The organism is Pseudomonas sp. PDM01, assembly GCF_014852325.1.
Taxonomy (GTDB): domain Bacteria; phylum Pseudomonadota; class Gammaproteobacteria; order Pseudomonadales; family Pseudomonadaceae; genus Aquipseudomonas; species Aquipseudomonas migulae.
In genome coordinates this window covers 112,832-130,377 of the sequence record NZ_JACVBK010000006.1, presented here as the reverse complement: position 1 = coordinate 130,377, position 17,546 = coordinate 112,832, and the positions used below count along the sequence as shown (strand labels likewise).

Below are 17,546 nucleotides of genomic sequence, written 5' to 3'. Positions count from 1 at the left end.
TAAATCACCGTTTGCTTTTGATGATGGTGCCCAGGCCTTGCAGATAGGCCACCAGCGCGTCCATTTCGGTTTTGCCCTTCACAGCATCCTTGGCGCCGGCGATGTCTTCGTCGGTGTAAGGGACGCCGAGCGTGCGCAAGACTTCCATTTTCTTGGCGGTGTCTTTGCCGTCGAGCTTGTTTTCCACGAGGAACGGGTAGGCCGGCATTTTCGACTCGGGCACTACGTTGCGCGGGTTGTACAAATGCGCACGCTGCCAGTCATCGGAGTAACGACCGCCGACACGGGCCAGGTCTGGACCGGTACGCTTGGAACCCCACAGGAACGGGTGGTCCCAGACGCTTTCACCGGCAACCGAGTAGTGGCCGTAGCGTTCGGTTTCAGCACGGAACGGGCGGATCATCTGCGAGTGGCAGCTGACACAACCGTTGGCGATGTAGATGTCGCGGCCTTCCAGTTCAAGGGCGGTACGAGGCTTCATGCCTTCGACCGGCTTGTTGGTGACGTCCTGGAAAAACAGCGGAACGATCTGGGTCAGGCCGCCGATGCTGACGGCGATGACCATGAAGAAGGCCAGCAGGCCAATATTCTTCTCGACTGCTTCATGCTTCATCAGTGAGCTCCAACTACAGCAATCTGTTCGGCGGCTTCAGCTTCGGCCGGGTTCGAGGCACGTACGGTACGCCATACGTTGTAGGCCATGAGCAGCATGCCGGTGGCGAAGAATGCGCCGCCCAATGCGCGAACGATGAAGCCCGGGTGGCTGGCTTGCAGCGCTTCGACGAAGGAGTAGGTGAGGGTGCCGTCGTCGTTGATTGCACGCCACATCAGACCCTGGGTGATGCCGTTGACCCACATCGAAGCGATGTACAGAACGGTACCGATGGTCGCGAGCCAGAAGTGTGCGTTGATCAGGCCGATGCTGTGCATCTGCGCGCGACCGAACAGTTTCGGGATCATGTGGTAGATCGCGCCGATCGAGATCATCGCTACCCAGCCAAGAGCGCCGGCGTGTACGTGGCCGATGGTCCAGTCGGTGTAGTGCGACAGCGAGTTGACGGTCTTGATCGCCATCATCGGACCTTCGAAGGTCGACATGCCGTAGAACGCCAGCGATACCACGAGGAAGCGCAGGATCGGGTCGGTGCGCAGCTTATGCCAGGCGCCCGACAGGGTCATCATGCCGTTGATCATGCCGCCCCAGCTTGGTGCCAGCAGGATGATCGACATGGCCATGCCCAGCGACTGCGCCCAGTCCGGCAGCGCGGTGTAGTGCAGGTGGTGCGGACCGGCCCAGATGTACAGGGTGATCAGCGCCCAGAAGTGCACGATGGACAGGCGATAGGAGTAGATCGGACGCTCGGCCTGCTTCGGAACGAAGTAGTACATCATCCCGAGGAAGCCGGTGGTCAGGAAGAAACCTACGGCGTTGTGGCCGTACCACCACTGGATCATCGCATCCGTCGCACCGGCGTAGGCCGAGTAGGACTTGAAGAAACTGACCGGCAGCGAGGCGTGGTTGACGATGTGCAGCATCGCCGTCACGACGATGAAGGCACCGTAGAACCAGTTGCCCACATAGATGTGCTTGGTCTTGCGCTTGGTGATGGTGCCGAAGAACACCAGACCGTAGGTGACCCAGACGATGGCCAGCAGAATAGCCAGGGGCCATTCCAGCTCAGCGTATTCCTTGGTGGTGGTGTAACCCAACGGCAAGGTAACGATGGCGCCGACGATCACCGCTTGCCAACCCCAGAAGGTGAAGGCCGCGAGGCTGTCGGAAATCAGTCGCGTTTGGCAGGTTCGCTGCACGACGTAATAAGAAGTGGCAAACAGTGCACAACCACCAAAGGCGAAAATCACCAGGTTAGTGTGCAACGGGCGCAGGCGTCCAAAGCTCGTCCACGGCAGACCGAAGTTCAACTCCGGCCAGACCAGTTGCGAGGCGATGAAGACACCGAGCCCCATGCCAAGGATCCCCCAGACCACCGTCATGATGGCGAACTGGCGGACTACCTTATAGTTATAAGCAGTCGGACTGATTGCTGTGCTCATTCTAAGGTTCCACGGTTTGGGTGTTTTATTAGGAGTAAAAATCGGCCGCAAGTATGGAGAAAGCAGGGGGTCATTGCAACGCGCCATGACCTGGGTCAATGCTTTCAAAAGCTGATTCTGCGGCCTTTCCATGCGCCGCGTAAGGACAAAATCGCCCTCGGACAAAATGTCGCAGCGAACGAAAATGATGAGAGGGTCAGGTCAGTTGTAACGGGGTGTGTTCAAACGCAACGATCGGGTGACCGATGGCAATTGGCACGACAGCCGGTATCTACCAGCCTTTGCGGCTTGTCATCGAGCTGATTCGTCGAACACATCGGGTCGGGTCGACCTGGAACCGGCTCAAGCCAGTCCGCATCGGGGCAAGCTTAGACCCGAATCTGGTGAACCGAAAGGCGGACTAACGGAGGGGTGCGACAATGGGTCGCAAAGGGGCAGGGAACTGCCGCATCCGAGAAGAATGCGGCAGCAGAGCGGTCAAGAATTATTCGCTTTTGCCTTCGGCCTGCAAACGCTCTGTATTCAGACCGTGGGACAGGCTGTACACATAAGCGGCCAGCAGTTGCACTTTGTCGTTGCCGAGCAGTTCGTTCTGCGCTGGCATATGGCCCTGGCGGCCATGGCGGATCGTTTGTTGCAGTTGCGCCAGGCTTGTACCGTAGATAAAACCGGCCGGTTGCGTCAGGTTCGGCGCCCCCATGGCTTCAGTGCCCTGGCCGTTTGCCCCGTGACAGGCTACGCAGGTGGTGCTGAATGCTTGCTGTCCGGCTTGCAGGTCGGCGGTGTCGCCAGCCGGCAATGGCAGGCCGGCCAGTTCATGACGCACATACGCTGCAACGTTTTTCACGCCGGCTTCACCGAGGATTTCACCCCAGGCCGGCATCGCCGCCATGCGTCCACCCATGATCGTGGTCTTGATCATCTCGGCGTCACCGCCCCAGCGCCAGTTGCTGTCGGCCAGGTTCGGGAAGCCGAAAGCGCCCTTGGCATCCGAGCCGTGACACACCGAGCAGTTCGAGGCGAACAGGCGACCGCCCATTTTCAGCGCTTGCGGGTCCTTGGCCACTTCTTCCACCGGCATGGCGGCGAATTTGGCGAAGATCGGTCCGAACTTAGCGTCGGCCTTGTTCATCTCCTTTTCCCATTCGTGAACGCCGGTCCAGCCGTTCTCGTAACCCGGCAGGATGCCTTTCCAGTTGCCCAGGCCCGGGTAAAGAATCAGGTAGCCCACGGCGAACACCAGCGTGCCGGCGAACAGCATGAACCACCACTGCGGCAGCGGATTGTCGTACTCCTCGATGCCGTCGAAGCTGTGGCCCATGGTCTGGTCGACGCTGCCCTTGGTTTCGCCCTTGCGGGTGCCGATCAGCAGCCAGGTCAGGCCGATCAGGCTGCCGATGGTCAGTACGCAGATCCACGTACTCCAGAAAGTGGTCATGACCGGGTACTCCTTGCTTCAGGTTCTTGGGTGCTATCGGCTTGTGGCTCATCGGCGAACGGCAGCAAACGTGCTTCGGCGAACTCCGGATTGCGCTTGCTGTTGAACACCCACAACGTCAGGCCGACAAAGGCCACGAACACCACGACCGTGCCCAGGCCGCGAATCAATCCACTGCTCATTACGCTCATTATTTCAAAGGGCATGGCTCACCTCTTGCTCTTGATGGCAGTGCCGAGCACTTGCAGGTAGGCGACCAGTGCGTCCATTTCGGTCTTGCCCTTGAGCGATTCGACCGAGCCTGCGATGTCGGCATCGGTGTACGGCACGCCGAGGGTGCGCATCGCCTTGATCTTGGTTTCGGTGTGGCTGCTGTCGAGCTGATTGGCCACCAGCCATGGATAGGCCGGCATCTTCGATTCCGGCACCACGTTGCGCGGGTTGTACAAGTGCGCGCGGTGCCAGTCTTCGGAGTAGCGACCGCCGACACGGGCCAGGTCCGGGCCGGTACGCTTGGAACCCCACAGGAACGGGTGATCCCAGACGCTTTCCCCGGCCACCGAGTAGTGACCGTAGCGCTCGGTCTCGGCGCGGAACGGCCGGATCATCTGCGAGTGGCAACCGACGCAGCCTTCGCGGATGTAAATGTCGCGACCTTCCAGTTGCAGCGCGGTGTAGGGCTTCATGCCTTCCACCGGTTTATTGGTCACGTCCTGGAAGAACAGCGGGACGATCTGCGTCAGGCCGCCGATGCTCACGGCCAGGACCATCAGCAGCATCAGCAGGCCGACGTTTTTTTCGATTGTTTCGTGTTTCATCTCGGACTCCTCAGGCCATCTGCGCGGCAGCGGCGACTTCGGCAGGCTGCGAGGCCCGCACGGTGCGCCAGGTGTTGTAAGCCATCAGGAACATGCCGCTGAGGAAGATCGCACCGCCCACCAGTCGCACGATGAAGCCTGGGTGGCTGGCCACCAGGGTTTCGACGAAGGAGTAGGTCAGCGTGCCGTCTTCGTTGACTGCGCGCCACATCAGGCCCTGGGCGATGCCGTTGACCCACATCGAGGCGATGTACAGCACGGTGCCGATAGTGGCCAGCCAGAAGTGCGCGTTGATCAGGCCGATGCTGTGCATCTGCGGGCGACCGAAGATTTTCGGGATCATGTGGTACAGCGCGCCGATGGAAATCATCGCCACCCAGCCGAGTGCGCCGGCGTGTACGTGGCCGATGGTCCAGTCGGTGTAGTGGGAGAGGGCGTTCACGGTCTTGATCGCCATCATCGGCCCTTCGAAGGTCGACATGCCGTAGAACGCGAGCGAGACCACGAGGAAGCGCAGGATCGGGTCGCTGCGCAACTTATGCCAGGCACCGGAGAGCGTCATCATGCCGTTGATCATGCCGCCCCAGCTTGGCGCCAGCAGGATCAGTGACATCACCATGCCCAGCGACTGCGCCCAGTCCGGCAGCGCGGTGTAGTGCAAGTGGTGCGGGCCGGCCCAGATGTACAGGGTGATCAGCGCCCAGAAGTGCACGATCGACAGGCGATAGGAATACACCGGACGCTCGGCCTGTTTCGGCACGAAGTAATACATCATCCCGAGGAAACCGGCGGTAAGGAAAAAGCCTACGGCGTTGTGGCCGTACCACCACTGCACCATGGCATCGGTCGCACCGGCGTACAGCGAGTAGGACTTGGTGAAACTCACCGGCAGCTCAAGGTTGTTGACGATGTGCAAAATCGCCACGGTGATGATGAAACCACCGAAGAACCAGTTGCCCACATAGATGTGCTTGGTCTTGCGCTTGGCCAGCGTGCCGAAAAACACGATGGCGTAGGCGACCCAGACGATGGTGATCAGGATGTCGATCGGCCATTCCAGCTCGGCGTATTCCTTGGAACTGGTGTAACCCAGCGGCAGGCTGATCGCCGCCAGCAGAATCACCAGTTGCCAGCCCCAGAAGCAGAACGCGGCGATTTTCGGCGCAAACAGTTGCGTCTGGCAGGTGCGTTGCACCGAATAGAACGAACTGGCGAACAGGGCGCAACCGCCGAACGCGAAGATCACCGCGTTGGTGTGCAGCGGGCGCAAGCGGCCGAAACTGGTCCACGGCAAATTGAAGTTGAGTTCGGGCCAGACCAATTGAGCCGCGAGAAAAACCCCGAGCCCCATGCCGACGATGCCCCACACCACCGTCATAATGGCGAATTGGCGGACCACCTTGTAGTTGTAGGCGGTACTGATAGAAGTGTTCATGGTTCCCCATCCACGGTTCAGCCGAAAGGGCGTTCGCGCAAGGCAGACGCTCCCTTCGCCTGGAGTTATAGGCAGACTAAAAGCGAGGCAAGCATGGACAAAGAGCACAAGGCCAGTATTGACGGGGATCAATGGGCGCAGTGTGTGCGGGAGCATGGATGGCTGTGGAATGAAGCCGCTTCAACGGTTTCGGGTGAACCTGTGACGCTGATTCTTGCGCATGGCGCCGGGGCGCCGATGGACAGCGCCTGGATGAACGACATGGCCGCGCGCCTTGCTGCGCAGGGCGTCAACGTGCTGCGCTTCGAGTTCCCCTACATGGCGCAACGACGTGTCGATGGCGGCAAGCGTCCCCCGAACCCGGCGCCGAAACTGCTGGAGTGCTGGCGTGAGGTGTATGCCGTGGTGCGACGCCGTGTCACTGGCCGCCTGGCCATTGGCGGCAAGTCCATGGGCGGGCGGATGGCCAGTCTTTTGGCCGATGAGCTCAAAGCCGATGCGTTGGTGTGCCTCGGCTATCCGTTCTATGCCGTAGGCAAACCGGAGAAGCCACGGGTCGAACATCTGGCTGCGCTGAAGACCCGGACGCTGATTGTCCAGGGCGAGCGCGATGCGTTGGGGAATCGTGAGGCGGTAGAGGCCTATGCGTTGGCGCCGAGTATCGAGGTGTTCTGGCTGGTGGCGGGGGATCATGATTTGAAGCCGTTGAAGGCTTCGGGGTTTAGCCATGAGCAGCATTTGGCGGCTGCGGTGGGGAGGGTGGCTGAGCTTCTTCAGCGAGGTCATTCCTTACAGAAATGACCTCATCGCTAGCAGGTGCTCCGAAGTTTTGCCACGCACACACATGTGCGCTCAACAAAAACGTGCGAGGAGCCTGATCACGAAGAGGTCATGAGAGCCATCGTTCTTGGATCGGCACTTTTGCCTTCCTGCTTCATGTGTTATTGGTCGGCTCTTTTCAAATCGAATGTGCCTATCGGATTCATTCGATAGCCCCCGCTATAAAAAATTGCATTGAAATCGCCATGCACTGTCCCCTTGGCTGGATCGAGCCTGATAGTAAGTTCCGCTTTGTCTGCCAGGGTGGATGTGAAGTTAGGTGCGGGGGGAACTGAATGGATATGGAATACGTAAAACCACTGCCCATCCCCAATCTTGTAGGTTTTCTCTAGCAGGTCTTCACCCTCATAAGGCACTGAGAATTGAAGCGCGAAGAACGTACCGTCTTCAGTCTTGCCGGTAGAACCTTGGAAAACCCAATGGTCGATACCAGGTCCGCCACGAAACGCCGTAAATAAAGTAGATTCAGCGTAGATCGGTTCCCCTGTGAATCTCCAGTGAAAATCGTTACCAGCTGCCTGACTTTTATGGTCGTCCGGGAAAAAAATAGGAAAAGCACTCATCGAAAAAATCCTTTTCTGTTTAAAGTCGAAGGAAGTAAATGCCGGGTGTAACGGCATTTAAATGCTACCCCACCGTACTGGCGTGTCTACTGTCATAACTGACAGTTGGGTGCGTACTTTCAGCTGGATTTCGCGCAGTGGCGGCCAAATGCGCGCTGTCGATTTTTGACTTTCATCAGGCAATAAAAAACCCGGAGGCTTTCACCGTCCGGGTTTTGTTTTTCCAGCATCAATCAGCGGTTAAACCGCTCCACCAACGAATACTGGGTATTCGCCGTTTTCGTCAGCTCTTCACTCAACAACGCCGAGTGTTGCGCCTGTTCCGACGTCTGGTCGGCCAGTTGCGAGATGTTGCTGATGTTGCGGCTGATTTCTTCGGCCACCGAGCTTTGCTCTTCGGTCGCGGCCGCAATCTGGGTGGTCATGTCGGTGATGTGTGCCACCGCTTCGCTGATCCCGACCAGTGCCTGATCCGCTTCGAGTACCCGCGCCACACCTTCTTCCGCCTGGCGATGCCCGGATTCCATGGTTTGCACGGCGGTGCTGGCGGTTTGCTGGAGCTTGGCGATCAGGGCGTGAATCTGCCCGGTGGATTCGCTGGTGCGTTGCGCCAATTGGCGAACTTCGTCGGCAACCACCGCAAAGCCGCGACCCATCTCGCCGGCACGCGCCGCTTCGATGGCGGCGTTCAACGCCAGCAGGTTGGTCTGGTCGGCGATGCCTTTGATTACGTCGACCACGCCGCCGATTTCATCGCTGTCCTTGGCCAGTTGCGTCACGGTCAGGCCGGTTTCGCCGACCACCTCCGACAGGCGCTGAATGGCTTCGCGGGTTTCCCCGGCGATGTCACGGCCGCGCCCGGTCAGGCGATTGGCTTCTTGAGTCGCGTCCGCCGTGCGTTGCACGTGGCTGGCGACTTCCTGGGTGGTGGCGGCCATCTGATTGACGGCGGTGGCCACCTGCTCGGTTTCGACGCGCTGACGTTCCAGGCCGGTGGAGCTGCTGTGAGCCAGTGTGTCGGACTGTTTCGCCTGGTCGCTCAGGTGCTCGGCGGTGTCCTGCAGACGGGTCAGGCAGGTTTTCAGGCGGGCTTCCTGGCTGAGGATCGACATCTCCAGACGCGCCTGGGCACCACGGCTGTCGGTGTACATCTGCGCGATCAGCGGGTCGGAGGTGGTCTGCTCGGCCAGGCGCAGCAAGCGCTTGAGACCACGCTGTTGCCAGCTCAACCCCAGCAGGCCCAATGGCACCGAAAGACCGGCGGCCAAGGCAAAACCCCATTGGGAGTTGAGCGTGGCACCGATCATGAAGCTCAGCTGGCTGACCAGAATGAACGGCAACCAGTCCTGCAGGACCGGCAGCCATTTATCGGTGGAAGGAATCGCTGACTTGCCCTGGTTGATGCGTTGGTAGAGCGCTTCGGCACGCTGGATCTGCTCGGCGGTGGGTTTGACCCGCACCGACTCGTAACCGATCACCTGGTTGCCATCGAACACCGGTGTGACGTAGGCGTTAACCCAGTAGTGGTCACCGGTCTTGCAGCGATTCTTGACAATGCCCATCCATGGCAAGCCTTGTTTCAATGTGCCCCACATGTGCGCGAACACCGCGGCCGGTACGTCGGGGTGACGAACCAGGTTATGCGGTGCACGGATCAGTTCCTCGCGGGAATACCCACTGATTTCGACGAAAGCGTCGTTGCAGTAGGTGATCACGCCCTTGGCATCGGTGGTGGAGATCAACCGTTGCTGAGCCGGGAAGGTCCGTTCGCGTTGTGTAATGGGCTGGTTGTTACGCATGGCTTTTTTCAATCCGCAAGGCTTTGAGAGGTTGTCGGCACCGTCAGGGATTTATTGAAGAATATTTTTCAATAATCAGCGGCGCGTCGCAAAACGACCGTTGCGTCAGCCCGCCAGCATCGGATAGGTGAACAGGCTGAAATGCAGCAGGTTCAAACCGAAATGCGTGGCAATGGCCGCACCTAACCCGCCGAAACGGTAGGCCAGACCATAGCCGACACCTGCCAGACTCGCCAGCAACACCCATTGCCAGCCAGCGCCCGCATGCACCAGGCCAAACAACAGCGAGGCGAGCAGCAGCGCCAGGTTTTCACCATAAGGCAGGTGTTTAAAGTACCGGCTGAGGCCGCCCTGAAGGTAGCCGCGAAACAGCGCTTCTTCCACCAGCGTCACCAGCAACAGGTTGTTGAACAGCCACAGCCAGGCCTGATCAGGCCATTTGGGGGCCCAACTGATCACACCCAACAACAGCGCGCCACCCAATGCCAGCACGCTGCTCAGTGTCAGCCCCAGCAGCGCGGCGGGAATGGAAAGCCGCAGCGAATGCCGGCCGACAATCCACGGGCAGACCAGCAACAGCCAGAAACCAATCAGCGGTTTGTCCAGATTCAGGTACAGCGCAAACGGTACGGCATCGTCGGTAATACGATGCGGATTGATACCTCGACCGTTGTAGAAGCCGGGGAGCCAGTGCATCGCCAGTGCCAGCGCCATGAAAATAAACAGGCCGTGACCGAGGTAATGGCCGATTCGGAGTTGTTGCTGACGCACGGCGAAACCGGCGATCAGTAGCAATGCGACCGAGATAAGCGCCAGCCAGCCGAGATGGCCGTAGGACAGCGCCATGGCATAACCGAGGGAGAGCAGGGCCAGGAAGGTCCATGGCAAAGCAAACATCTGAAGTCCTTGTGTTCGAAATTCTGCGGGTCGCCTCGGTCCACTGTAGGAGCAAGCTTGCTCGCGATGGCGGAGTGTCAGGCGGCACTGATATTGGATGTTACGGCCCCATCGCGAGCAGGCTCGCTCCCACAGTGGTCTTGTGTGGGGCTATAAAAGCGCGGCGATTATAGAGGCGTGTCCGCAAACAAAAACACCGCCCGAAGGCGGTGTCTTTTTCTGCAAACACTTACGACGCAATCAACTGCCGCAACACGTAATGCAAAATCCCCCCTGACTTGAAGTACTCGACTTCATTCAGCGTATCGATCCGGCACAACACTTCGATCTTCTCGCGGCTGCCGTTTTCACGGGTGATGATCAGCGTCAGGTTCATTCGCGGCGTCAGCTCGACGCCGCTCAGGCCCTGAATGTCCAGGGTCTCCTTGCCGGTCAGATTGAGGCTCTTGCGGTTCTGATCCAGCTTGAACTGCAAGGGCAGCACGCCCATGCCGACCAGATTGGAGCGGTGAATCCGCTCGAAGCTTTCGGCGATGACCGCTTTCACGCCCAACAGATTGGTGCCCTTGGCCGCCCAGTCGCGGCTCGAACCGGTGCCGTATTCTTGCCCGGCAATCACCACCAGCGGCGTGCCCGAGGCTTGGTAACGCATGGCTGCATCGTAGATCGCCAGTTTTTCCCCGGTAGGAATGTAAAGGGTATTGCCGCCTTCCTCGCCGCCGAGCATCTCGTTGCGAATGCGGATGTTGGCAAAGGTGCCGCGCATCATCACTTCATGGTTGCCGCGACGGGAGCCGTAGGAGTTGAAGTCCCGCGGCTCCACACCTTTACCGCGCAGGTAATGGCCGGCGGGGCTCTCGGTCTTGATGTTGCCGGCGGGGGAGATGTGGTCGGTGGTCACCGAGTCGCCGAGCAGCGCAAGGACCCGTGCGCCCGCGACGTCCTTGACCACGGGCGGCGGTCCGCCGATGTCGTCGAAAAACGGTGGGTGCTGGATGTAAGTCGAATCGTCCTGCCAGACGTAGGTCGCCGCTTGAGGCACTTCAATCGCCTGCCATTGCTCATCGCCGGCAAACACTTCGGCGTATTCCTTATGGAACATCGCGGTGTTGACCTGATTCACCGCATCGGCGATTTCTTGGGTGCTTGGCCAGATGTCCCGCAAGTAAACCGGGTTGCCGTCCTTGTCGTCACCCAATGGCTCACTGCTGATATCAATGCGCACCGTGCCGGCCAGCGCAAACGCGACGACCAGCGGCGGCGAGGCCAGCCAGTTGGTTTTCACCAGCGGATGCACGCGGCCTTCGAAGTTGCGGTTGCCCGACAGCACCGAAGCGACGGTCAGGTCGGCTTTCTGGATGGCTTTTTCGATCGGCTCCGGCAGCGGCCCGGAGTTGCCGATGCAGGTGGTGCAGCCATAACCGACCAGGTCGAAACCGAGTTGATCCAGGTATTGCGTCAGCCCGGCAGCCTTGTAGTAGTCGGTCACTACTTTGGAACCGGGAGCGAGCGAGCTTTTCACCCACGGTTTGCGCTTGAGGCCTTTCTCCACGGCTTTTTTTGCCACCAGGCCGGCGGCCATCATCACGCTCGGATTGGAGGTGTTGGTGCAGGAGGTGATTGCGGCGATGACCACCGCGCCGTTTTTCAAGCGATAGGTTTGACCTTCAAAATCGTAGTCGGCTTCACCGGCCAAGTCGGCATTGCCCACCGCAACGCCACCGCCGCCTTCACTTTCGAGGCGACCTTCTTCCTTGCTGGCAGGTTTGAATTGCAGGTCGGTGAAGTCACTGAATGCTTGCGCGACATTCGGCAACGACACCCTGTCCTGTGGGCGTTTCGGCCCGGCGAGGCTGGCTTCGACGCTGCGCATGTCCAGCGCCAGGCTGTCGGTGAACACCGGTTCCTTGCCCGACTGGCGCCACAGGCCTTGCGCCTTGCTGTAGGCCTCGACCAGTTTCACGGTTTCAAGTGGACGACCGGACAGGCGCAGATAATCCAGAGTGATGTCATCCACCGGGAAAAAGCCGCACGTAGCGCCATATTCCGGGGCCATGTTGGCGATGGTCGCGCGGTCGGCCAGCGGCAGGTCGGCGAGACCGTCGCCGTAGAACTCGACGAATTTGCCGACCACACCTTTCTTGCGCAGCATCTGGGTCACGGTCAGCACCAGGTCGGTGGCCGTGATGCCTTCCTTCAATTTGCCGGTGAGTTTGAAGCCGATCACTTCTGGAATGAGCATCGACACCGGTTGGCCGAGCATCGCCGCTTCCGCCTCGATCCCGCCGACGCCCCAGCCAAGTACGCCGAGGCCGTTGATCATGGTGGTGTGGGAATCGGTGCCGACCAGCGTGTCGGGGAACGCGTAGGTGCGGCCGTCTTCATCCTTGGTCCAGACCGTGCGGCCGAGGTATTCGAGGTTCACCTGATGGCAAATCCCGGTGCCCGGCGGCACCACGCTGAAGTTGTCGAAGGCGCTCTGGCCCCAGCGCAGAAAGGCGTAACGCTCGCCGTTGCGCTGCATCTCAATGTCGACGTTCTGTTCGAAGGCGCTGGCGCTGCCGAACTTGTCGACCATCACCGAGTGGTCGATCACCAGGTCCACCGGAGACAGTGGATTGATCCGCTGCGGGTCGCCGCCGGCCTTGGCCATGGCGGCGCGCATGGCGGCCAGGTCGACCACGGCGGGAACGCCGGTAAAGTCTTGCATCAAGACGCGGGCGGGGCGGTACTGGATCTCGCGGTCGGAGCGGCGCTCCTTGAGCCAGGCGGCAATCGCTCGCAGGTCGGCGCCGGTGACGGTTTTTTCGTCTTCCCAGCGCAGCAGGTTTTCCAGCAGCACTTTCAACGACATAGGTAGCTTGTCGAGATCACCGAGGCTCTTGGCGGCATCGGGCAGACTGAAGTAATGGTAGGTCTTGTCGTCGACTTGCAGGGTTTTAAGGGTTTTCAGGCTATCGAGGGACGGCATTACGATCACTCCTTAAAGTCCGCACGGCTACGGACTGAGGGGACGGACAGAGCTTTCAACCTAGCCCCGTTTGAACGTTAAAGCTAATAACCGGACTCTATGGGCAAGTCCGAGGTTCCGAACTCGGCTATCATGCGCCGGTTTTCGTGACAGGCTTTGCTTCAACGCAAGTCTGGGCATCGCGCAGTGGCTGAATTCTTCGCCAACTGCCCAGGAGTAAGAATGAACACCCTCTTTATGCATTGCCGGCCGGGCTTCGAAGGCGAAGTCTGTTCCGAGATTTCCGAACACGCCGCACGGCTGAACGTGGCCGGTTATGCCAAGGCAAAAACCGCCAGCGCCTGCGCCGAATTCATCTGCACCGAAGAAGACGGCGCCGAGCGCCTGATGCGCGGTCAGCGTTTCGCCGATCTGATCTTCCCGCGCCAATGGGCGCGGGGGATTTTCATCGACCTGCCGGAAACCGACCGTATCAGCGTGATTCTCGCGCACATGGCCGACTTCCCGCTGTGCGGCAGCCTGTGGCTGGAAATGGTCGACACCAACGACGGCAAAGAGCTGTCGAACTTCTGCAAGAAATTCGAAGTGCACCTGCGCAAGGCGCTGATGGCGGCCGGCAAACTGGTGGAAGACGCGAACAAGCCGCGTTTGCTGCTGACGTTCAAGAGTGGCCGCGAAGTGTTCATGGGGCTGGCCGAGTCGAACAACTCGGCCATGTGGCCGATGGGCATTCCACGCCTGAAGTTTCCGCGCGAGGCGCCGAGCCGTTCGACGTTGAAGCTGGAAGAGGCGTGGCACCATTTCATCCCGCGCGATCAGTGGGACGAGCGTCTGCACAGCGACATGACCGGCGTCGACCTCGGCGCGGCGCCGGGTGGCTGGACCTGGCAACTGGTCAATCGTGGCATGCTAGTGACCGCCATCGACAATGGCCCGATGGCTGAAAGCCTGATGGACACTGGTCTGGTGCAGCATTTGATGGCCGACGGTTTCACCTTCAAGCCACGGCAACCGGTGGACTGGATGGTCTGCGACATCGTCGAGAAACCGGCACGCAACGCGGCGATGCTGGAAGAGTGGATTGGCGAAGGGCATTGCCGCGAAGCGGTGGTCAACCTCAAGCTGCCGATGAAGCAGCGTTACGCCGAAGTGAAACGCTTGCTGGAGCGCATTGCCGACGGTTTCAAGGAGCGCGGGATTCGCGTCGAGATCGGCTGCAAGCAGCTGTATCACGACCGCGAAGAAGTGACGTGCCACCTGCGCCGCCTGGACGTGAAGAAACCAAAATCCCGCTGATGTACACAACCCGTGTAGGAGCGAGGCTTGCCCGCGAAGCTTTTGGCGTCCTTAAGGGCCTCTTCGCGGGCAAGCCTCGCTCCTACAGGGATGGCGTCATGCCACAGATGACCGAACACCCGGCAATGCGCGACAATGCCGGCCAGTTTCAGGAGTGAATCATGAGTGAAATGCTTGATACGCCGGTAGACGGCACCCTCGACGCCACCGGCCTCAACTGCCCGGAGCCGGTGATGATGCTGCACCAGCACATCCGTGACCTGGCGCCCGGCGGCCTGCTCAAGGTGATCGCCACCGACCCGTCGACCCGTCGGGACATTCCCAAGTTCTGCGTGTTCCTCGACCACGAGCTGATCGCGCAGCACGAAGAGGCCGGCACTTACCTGTACTGGATTCGCAAGAAATCGGATTAATCGATTCGAAAAAAAGGCCTGCATTTGCAGGCCTTTTTTGTGCGGTCAACCCATCGAATGGCTCATGCGGATCCGCTTGCGTGCACTGCGCGTCAGGCGAATCGACAGCATCAGCGCCGCGCAACTCAGGCCGACGATCAAACCCTGCCACAGCCCGCTCGGGCCACGGGGTTCGCCGAACCAGTCGGTCAGGCCGAGGGCGTAACCCACCGGCAAGCCGATGCCCCAATAGGCGAACAGGGTGAGGATCATCGTCACCCGAGTGTCCTGAAAACCGCGCAGGGCGCCGGCCGCTGTCACCTGGATGGCGTCGGAAAACTGGAACAGCGCCGAGTACACAATCAGCATCGCCGCGATATGGATCACCGTCGGGTCTGCGGTGTAGATCGCAGCGATGTGCTCGCGCATCAGCAACATCATGCTCGCCGACAGGCAGGCGTAGGCCAGCGCGGTGCCCATGCCGACACCCGCCGCAAAACGCGCTTCGCGCGGCTCTTCACGTCCCAGTGCCTGACCGACGCGTACGGTCACAGCCATGCCCAAGGAGTAAGGGATCATGAACACCAGCGAGCTGACATTCAGGGCAATCTGATGCCCGGCCACCACCGTGGCGCCGAGGCTGCCGATCAGCAGGGCAATCACCGCGAAGATGCTCGATTCGGCAAACACCGCGATGCCGATCGGCAAGCCGATGCTCAGCAGGCGTTTGATCACCGCCCATTGTGGCCAGTCGAAACGGCTGAACAACTGGCTCGACTGATACGCCGGCGCCCAGCGTTCCCAGCCGGCCATGCCCAGCGCCATCACCCACATCACAATCGCCGTGGCCCAGCCACAACCGACGCCGCCCATGGCGGGTACACCGAAGTGGCCATAAATGAAGACATAGTTCAGCGGAATGTTCAGCGCGAGCCCGCACAAACCCAGGACCATCGCCGGGCGCGTGCGTCCCAGGCCGTCACTGAAACAGCGCAACACATGGTAAAGCGCGACGGCGGGCAGTCCGCTGGCGATGCCGTGCAGGTATTGCATGCACGGGCCGATCAGCTCGGGATCGACCTTCATCAGGTGCAAAATCGGTTCGGCGCTGAACAGCATGCCAGTCGCCATCACGCCCACCACCAGCGCCAGCCACAACGCCTGGCGCACGATCGGGCCGATCTCGCTGTGGGTGCCGGCACCAAAGCGCTGGGCGACTTTCGGCGTGGTGGCCAGCAGCGTACCGGTCATCAACAGAAACACCGGGACCCAGATCGAGTTGCCCAACGCCACCGCCGCCAGATCCCGTGGCCCGACGCGACCGGCCATCACCGCATCGACGAAGCCCATCGCCGTGGTGGCCAGTTGCGCGATCATGATCGGCAACGCCAGGCCGAGCAGGTTCTTCAGCTCGAGGCGAACCCGGGCGGGGCGGTTGAGGGAAATGGCGGCGGGGCGGTCAGTCACGGAATTCAAAGGCAAAACGTCCAAAAGGTTTTGATGCGCGAGGCGGCGCATTCTACGCGTTGACGCAACGGTCAGGAAAAGTCCTGTGTTACCCATTTGTAATCACACAAAAACCTGTAGGAGCGAGCCTGCTCGCGATGGACGTGAGGACGCCGCGTTCATTCAGACAACCCTCGTCATCGTTGACGCCCATCGCGAGCAAGCTCGCTCCTACATTAGAGGTGTGTGCTAGGCGTGAAGTGTCATCTGCGCCTACACTGCCGATCCGCCAAAGGAGCCTGCCATGCTGATTGTTGCCGACGAAAATATTCCGCTGCTCGATGCCTTCTTCGAAGGTTTCGGCGAAATCCGCCGGGTGCCGGGACGTTCAATCGACCGCGCCACCGTCGAGCAGGCCGATGTGCTACTGGTGCGCTCGGTGACCAACGTCAATTGCGGGTTGCTCGAAGGCAGCAAGGTGCGCTTTGTCGGCACCTGCACCATCGGCACCGATCACCTCGACCTCGATTACTTTCAGCAGGCCGGCATCACCTGGTCCAGCGCTCCCGGCTGCAATGCCCGTGGCGTGGTCGACTACGTGCTGGGCAGTTTGCTGACCCTTGCCGAAATCGAAGGCGCCGATCTCACCCGGCGCACGTACGGCGTGGTCGGTGCCGGCGAAGTGGGCGGGCGGTTGGTCAAGGTGCTGCAAGGGCTGGGCTGGAACGTGCTGGTCTGCGATCCGCCACGGCAAGCTGCTGAAGGGGGCGATTTCGTCAGCCTTGAGCAGATCATCGAGCAGTGCGATGTCATCAGCCTGCACACACCGTTGAAAAAACACGGGGCCGGTTCGACCTGGCATTTGTTCGACCAAAACCGTTTGAACCAGCTCAAGCCCGGTGCCTGGCTGATCAATGCCAGCCGTGGCCCGGTGGTGGACAACGCCGCCCTGTGCGAGGTGCTGCTGCAACGCGAAGACCTGCAAGCGGTGCTGGATGTCTGGGAGGGCGAGCCTGAGGTCGATGTGGCACTGGCCGAGCTCTGCGTGCTGGCCACGCCGCACATTGCCGGTTACAGCCTCGACGGCAAGCAACGCGGGACGGCGCAGATCTACCAAGCCTACTGCGATTTTCTCGGGCAACCGGCGCAGGTCCGCTTGAGCGATTTGCTGCCTGCACCGTGGTTGTCGCAGGTGACCTTGAACGCTGAGAGCGATCCTGCCTGGGCGCTGGCGATGATGTGCCGTGGCGTGTACGACCCGCGCCGCGACGACGCGGATTTCCGCCGCAGTCTTGTGGGCAGTGTGAGTGAGCAGCGCGCGGCGTTTGATGCGCTGCGCAAGAATTATCCATCGCGGCGCGAGATTGACGGGTTGCAGGTGCGGATTGAGGGGGATTCGCCTGAGTTGCTGAAGATTGTGGCGGCTTTGGGCGCATCGGCTGTCTGAAAACCGAGTTGGCCCATTCGCGGGCAAGCCTCGCTCCTACAGGTTAGGCGTAATGTTGAAAATGGCGCCGATCGCTGTAGGAGCGAGTGGTGCGGCATCCCGACTTGCCCGCGAATGGTCACACCACAATTCCGGATCAACACCCACAA

At 60.2% G+C, this 17,546-nt stretch carries 15 protein-coding genes; 4 read left to right on the top strand and 11 right to left on the bottom strand.

Annotated features, from left to right (window positions below):
* Window positions 1–4 precede the first annotated feature (4 nt).
* The 6 genes from ccoO (IB246_RS16645) to ccoN (IB246_RS16620) form a co-directional block, all read right to left on the bottom strand.
* On the bottom strand, window positions 5–613 hold the full coding sequence (ccoO, locus tag IB246_RS16645) for a cytochrome-c oxidase, cbb3-type subunit II (RefSeq protein WP_008028530.1): 609 nt from the start codon (window positions 611–613) through the stop codon (window positions 5–7).
* Entirely contained in the window at window positions 613–2,055 is a 1,443-nt protein-coding gene (gene ccoN, locus IB246_RS16640; protein WP_008028528.1) for a cytochrome-c oxidase, cbb3-type subunit I, read from the bottom strand. Before ccoN (IB246_RS16640) ends, ccoO (IB246_RS16645) begins: the two co-directional genes overlap by 1 nt.
* Window positions 2,056–2,539: 484 nt before the next feature.
* Entirely contained in the window at window positions 2,540–3,493 is a 954-nt protein-coding gene (gene ccoP / locus IB246_RS16635; RefSeq protein ID WP_008037736.1) for a cytochrome-c oxidase, cbb3-type subunit III, read from the bottom strand.
* Window positions 3,490–3,699, bottom strand: a complete 210-nt coding sequence (locus IB246_RS16630; protein ID WP_008028524.1) for a cbb3-type cytochrome oxidase subunit 3 — start codon at window positions 3,697–3,699, stop codon at window positions 3,490–3,492. Before IB246_RS16630 ends, ccoP begins: the two co-directional genes overlap by 4 nt.
* Window positions 3,700–3,702: 3 nt before the next feature.
* Entirely contained in the window at window positions 3,703–4,311 is a 609-nt protein-coding gene (gene ccoO, locus IB246_RS16625) for a cytochrome-c oxidase, cbb3-type subunit II (protein ID WP_008028522.1), read from the bottom strand.
* A gap of 10 nt (window positions 4,312–4,321) precedes the next feature.
* Window positions 4,322–5,746, bottom strand: a complete 1,425-nt coding sequence (ccoN, locus tag IB246_RS16620; protein ID WP_008028521.1) for a cytochrome-c oxidase, cbb3-type subunit I — start codon at window positions 5,744–5,746, stop codon at window positions 4,322–4,324.
* 93 nt (window positions 5,747–5,839) lie between these two features.
* On the opposite strand from ccoN (IB246_RS16620), the gene IB246_RS16615 reads away from it, so the two are divergent.
* Entirely contained in the window at window positions 5,840–6,547 is a 708-nt protein-coding gene (locus IB246_RS16615) for an alpha/beta family hydrolase (RefSeq protein WP_008037732.1), read from the top strand.
* A 140-nt stretch (window positions 6,548–6,687) separates the two neighbouring features.
* Here the strand turns inward: IB246_RS16615 and IB246_RS16610 are convergent, their stop codons facing one another.
* The 4 genes from IB246_RS16610 to acnA all read right to left on the bottom strand — a co-directional run bounded on the left by IB246_RS16610 (window position 6,688) and on the right by acnA (window position 12,816).
* Window positions 6,688–7,149 (bottom strand): hypothetical protein, encoded by a 462-nt coding sequence (locus tag IB246_RS16610; protein ID WP_008037730.1) that lies wholly within the window; start codon window positions 7,147–7,149, stop codon window positions 6,688–6,690.
* A 233-nt stretch (window positions 7,150–7,382) separates the two neighbouring features.
* Complete coding sequence (locus IB246_RS16605; protein ID WP_008028517.1) at window positions 7,383–8,948, bottom strand: methyl-accepting chemotaxis protein; 1,566 nt, start codon at window positions 8,946–8,948, stop codon at window positions 7,383–7,385.
* A 105-nt stretch (window positions 8,949–9,053) separates the two neighbouring features.
* On the bottom strand, window positions 9,054–9,845 hold the full coding sequence (locus IB246_RS16600; RefSeq protein WP_008037729.1) for a CPBP family intramembrane glutamic endopeptidase: 792 nt from the start codon (window positions 9,843–9,845) through the stop codon (window positions 9,054–9,056).
* A 229-nt stretch (window positions 9,846–10,074) separates the two neighbouring features.
* A complete protein-coding gene (gene acnA / locus IB246_RS16595; protein ID WP_008037727.1) occupies window positions 10,075–12,816 on the bottom strand; it encodes an aconitate hydratase AcnA in 2,742 nt (913 codons plus the stop codon).
* Window positions 12,817–13,038: 222 nt separating this feature from the next.
* Between acnA and rlmM the strand changes: the two genes are divergently transcribed.
* Both rlmM and tusA read left to right on the top strand, forming a co-directional pair.
* Window positions 13,039–14,112, top strand: coding sequence for a 23S rRNA (cytidine(2498)-2'-O)-methyltransferase RlmM (gene rlmM / locus IB246_RS16590; protein WP_008028511.1), 1,074 nt, complete (start codon window positions 13,039–13,041; stop codon window positions 14,110–14,112).
* 161 nt (window positions 14,113–14,273) lie between these two features.
* On the top strand, window positions 14,274–14,525 hold the full coding sequence (gene tusA, locus IB246_RS16585) for a sulfurtransferase TusA (protein WP_008037724.1): 252 nt from the start codon (window positions 14,274–14,276) through the stop codon (window positions 14,523–14,525).
* Window positions 14,526–14,570: 45 nt separating this feature from the next.
* Here tusA and IB246_RS16580 read toward each other — a convergent pair whose 3' ends face one another.
* Window positions 14,571–15,980 (bottom strand): MATE family efflux transporter, encoded by a 1,410-nt coding sequence (locus IB246_RS16580; RefSeq protein WP_008037723.1) that lies wholly within the window; start codon window positions 15,978–15,980, stop codon window positions 14,571–14,573.
* Between the two features lie 274 nt (window positions 15,981–16,254).
* On the opposite strand from IB246_RS16580, the gene pdxB reads away from it, so the two are divergent.
* Entirely contained in the window at window positions 16,255–17,397 is a 1,143-nt protein-coding gene (gene pdxB, locus IB246_RS16575; RefSeq protein WP_008037722.1) for a 4-phosphoerythronate dehydrogenase PdxB, read from the top strand.
* The last annotated feature ends 149 nt before the right edge of the window (window positions 17,398–17,546 follow it).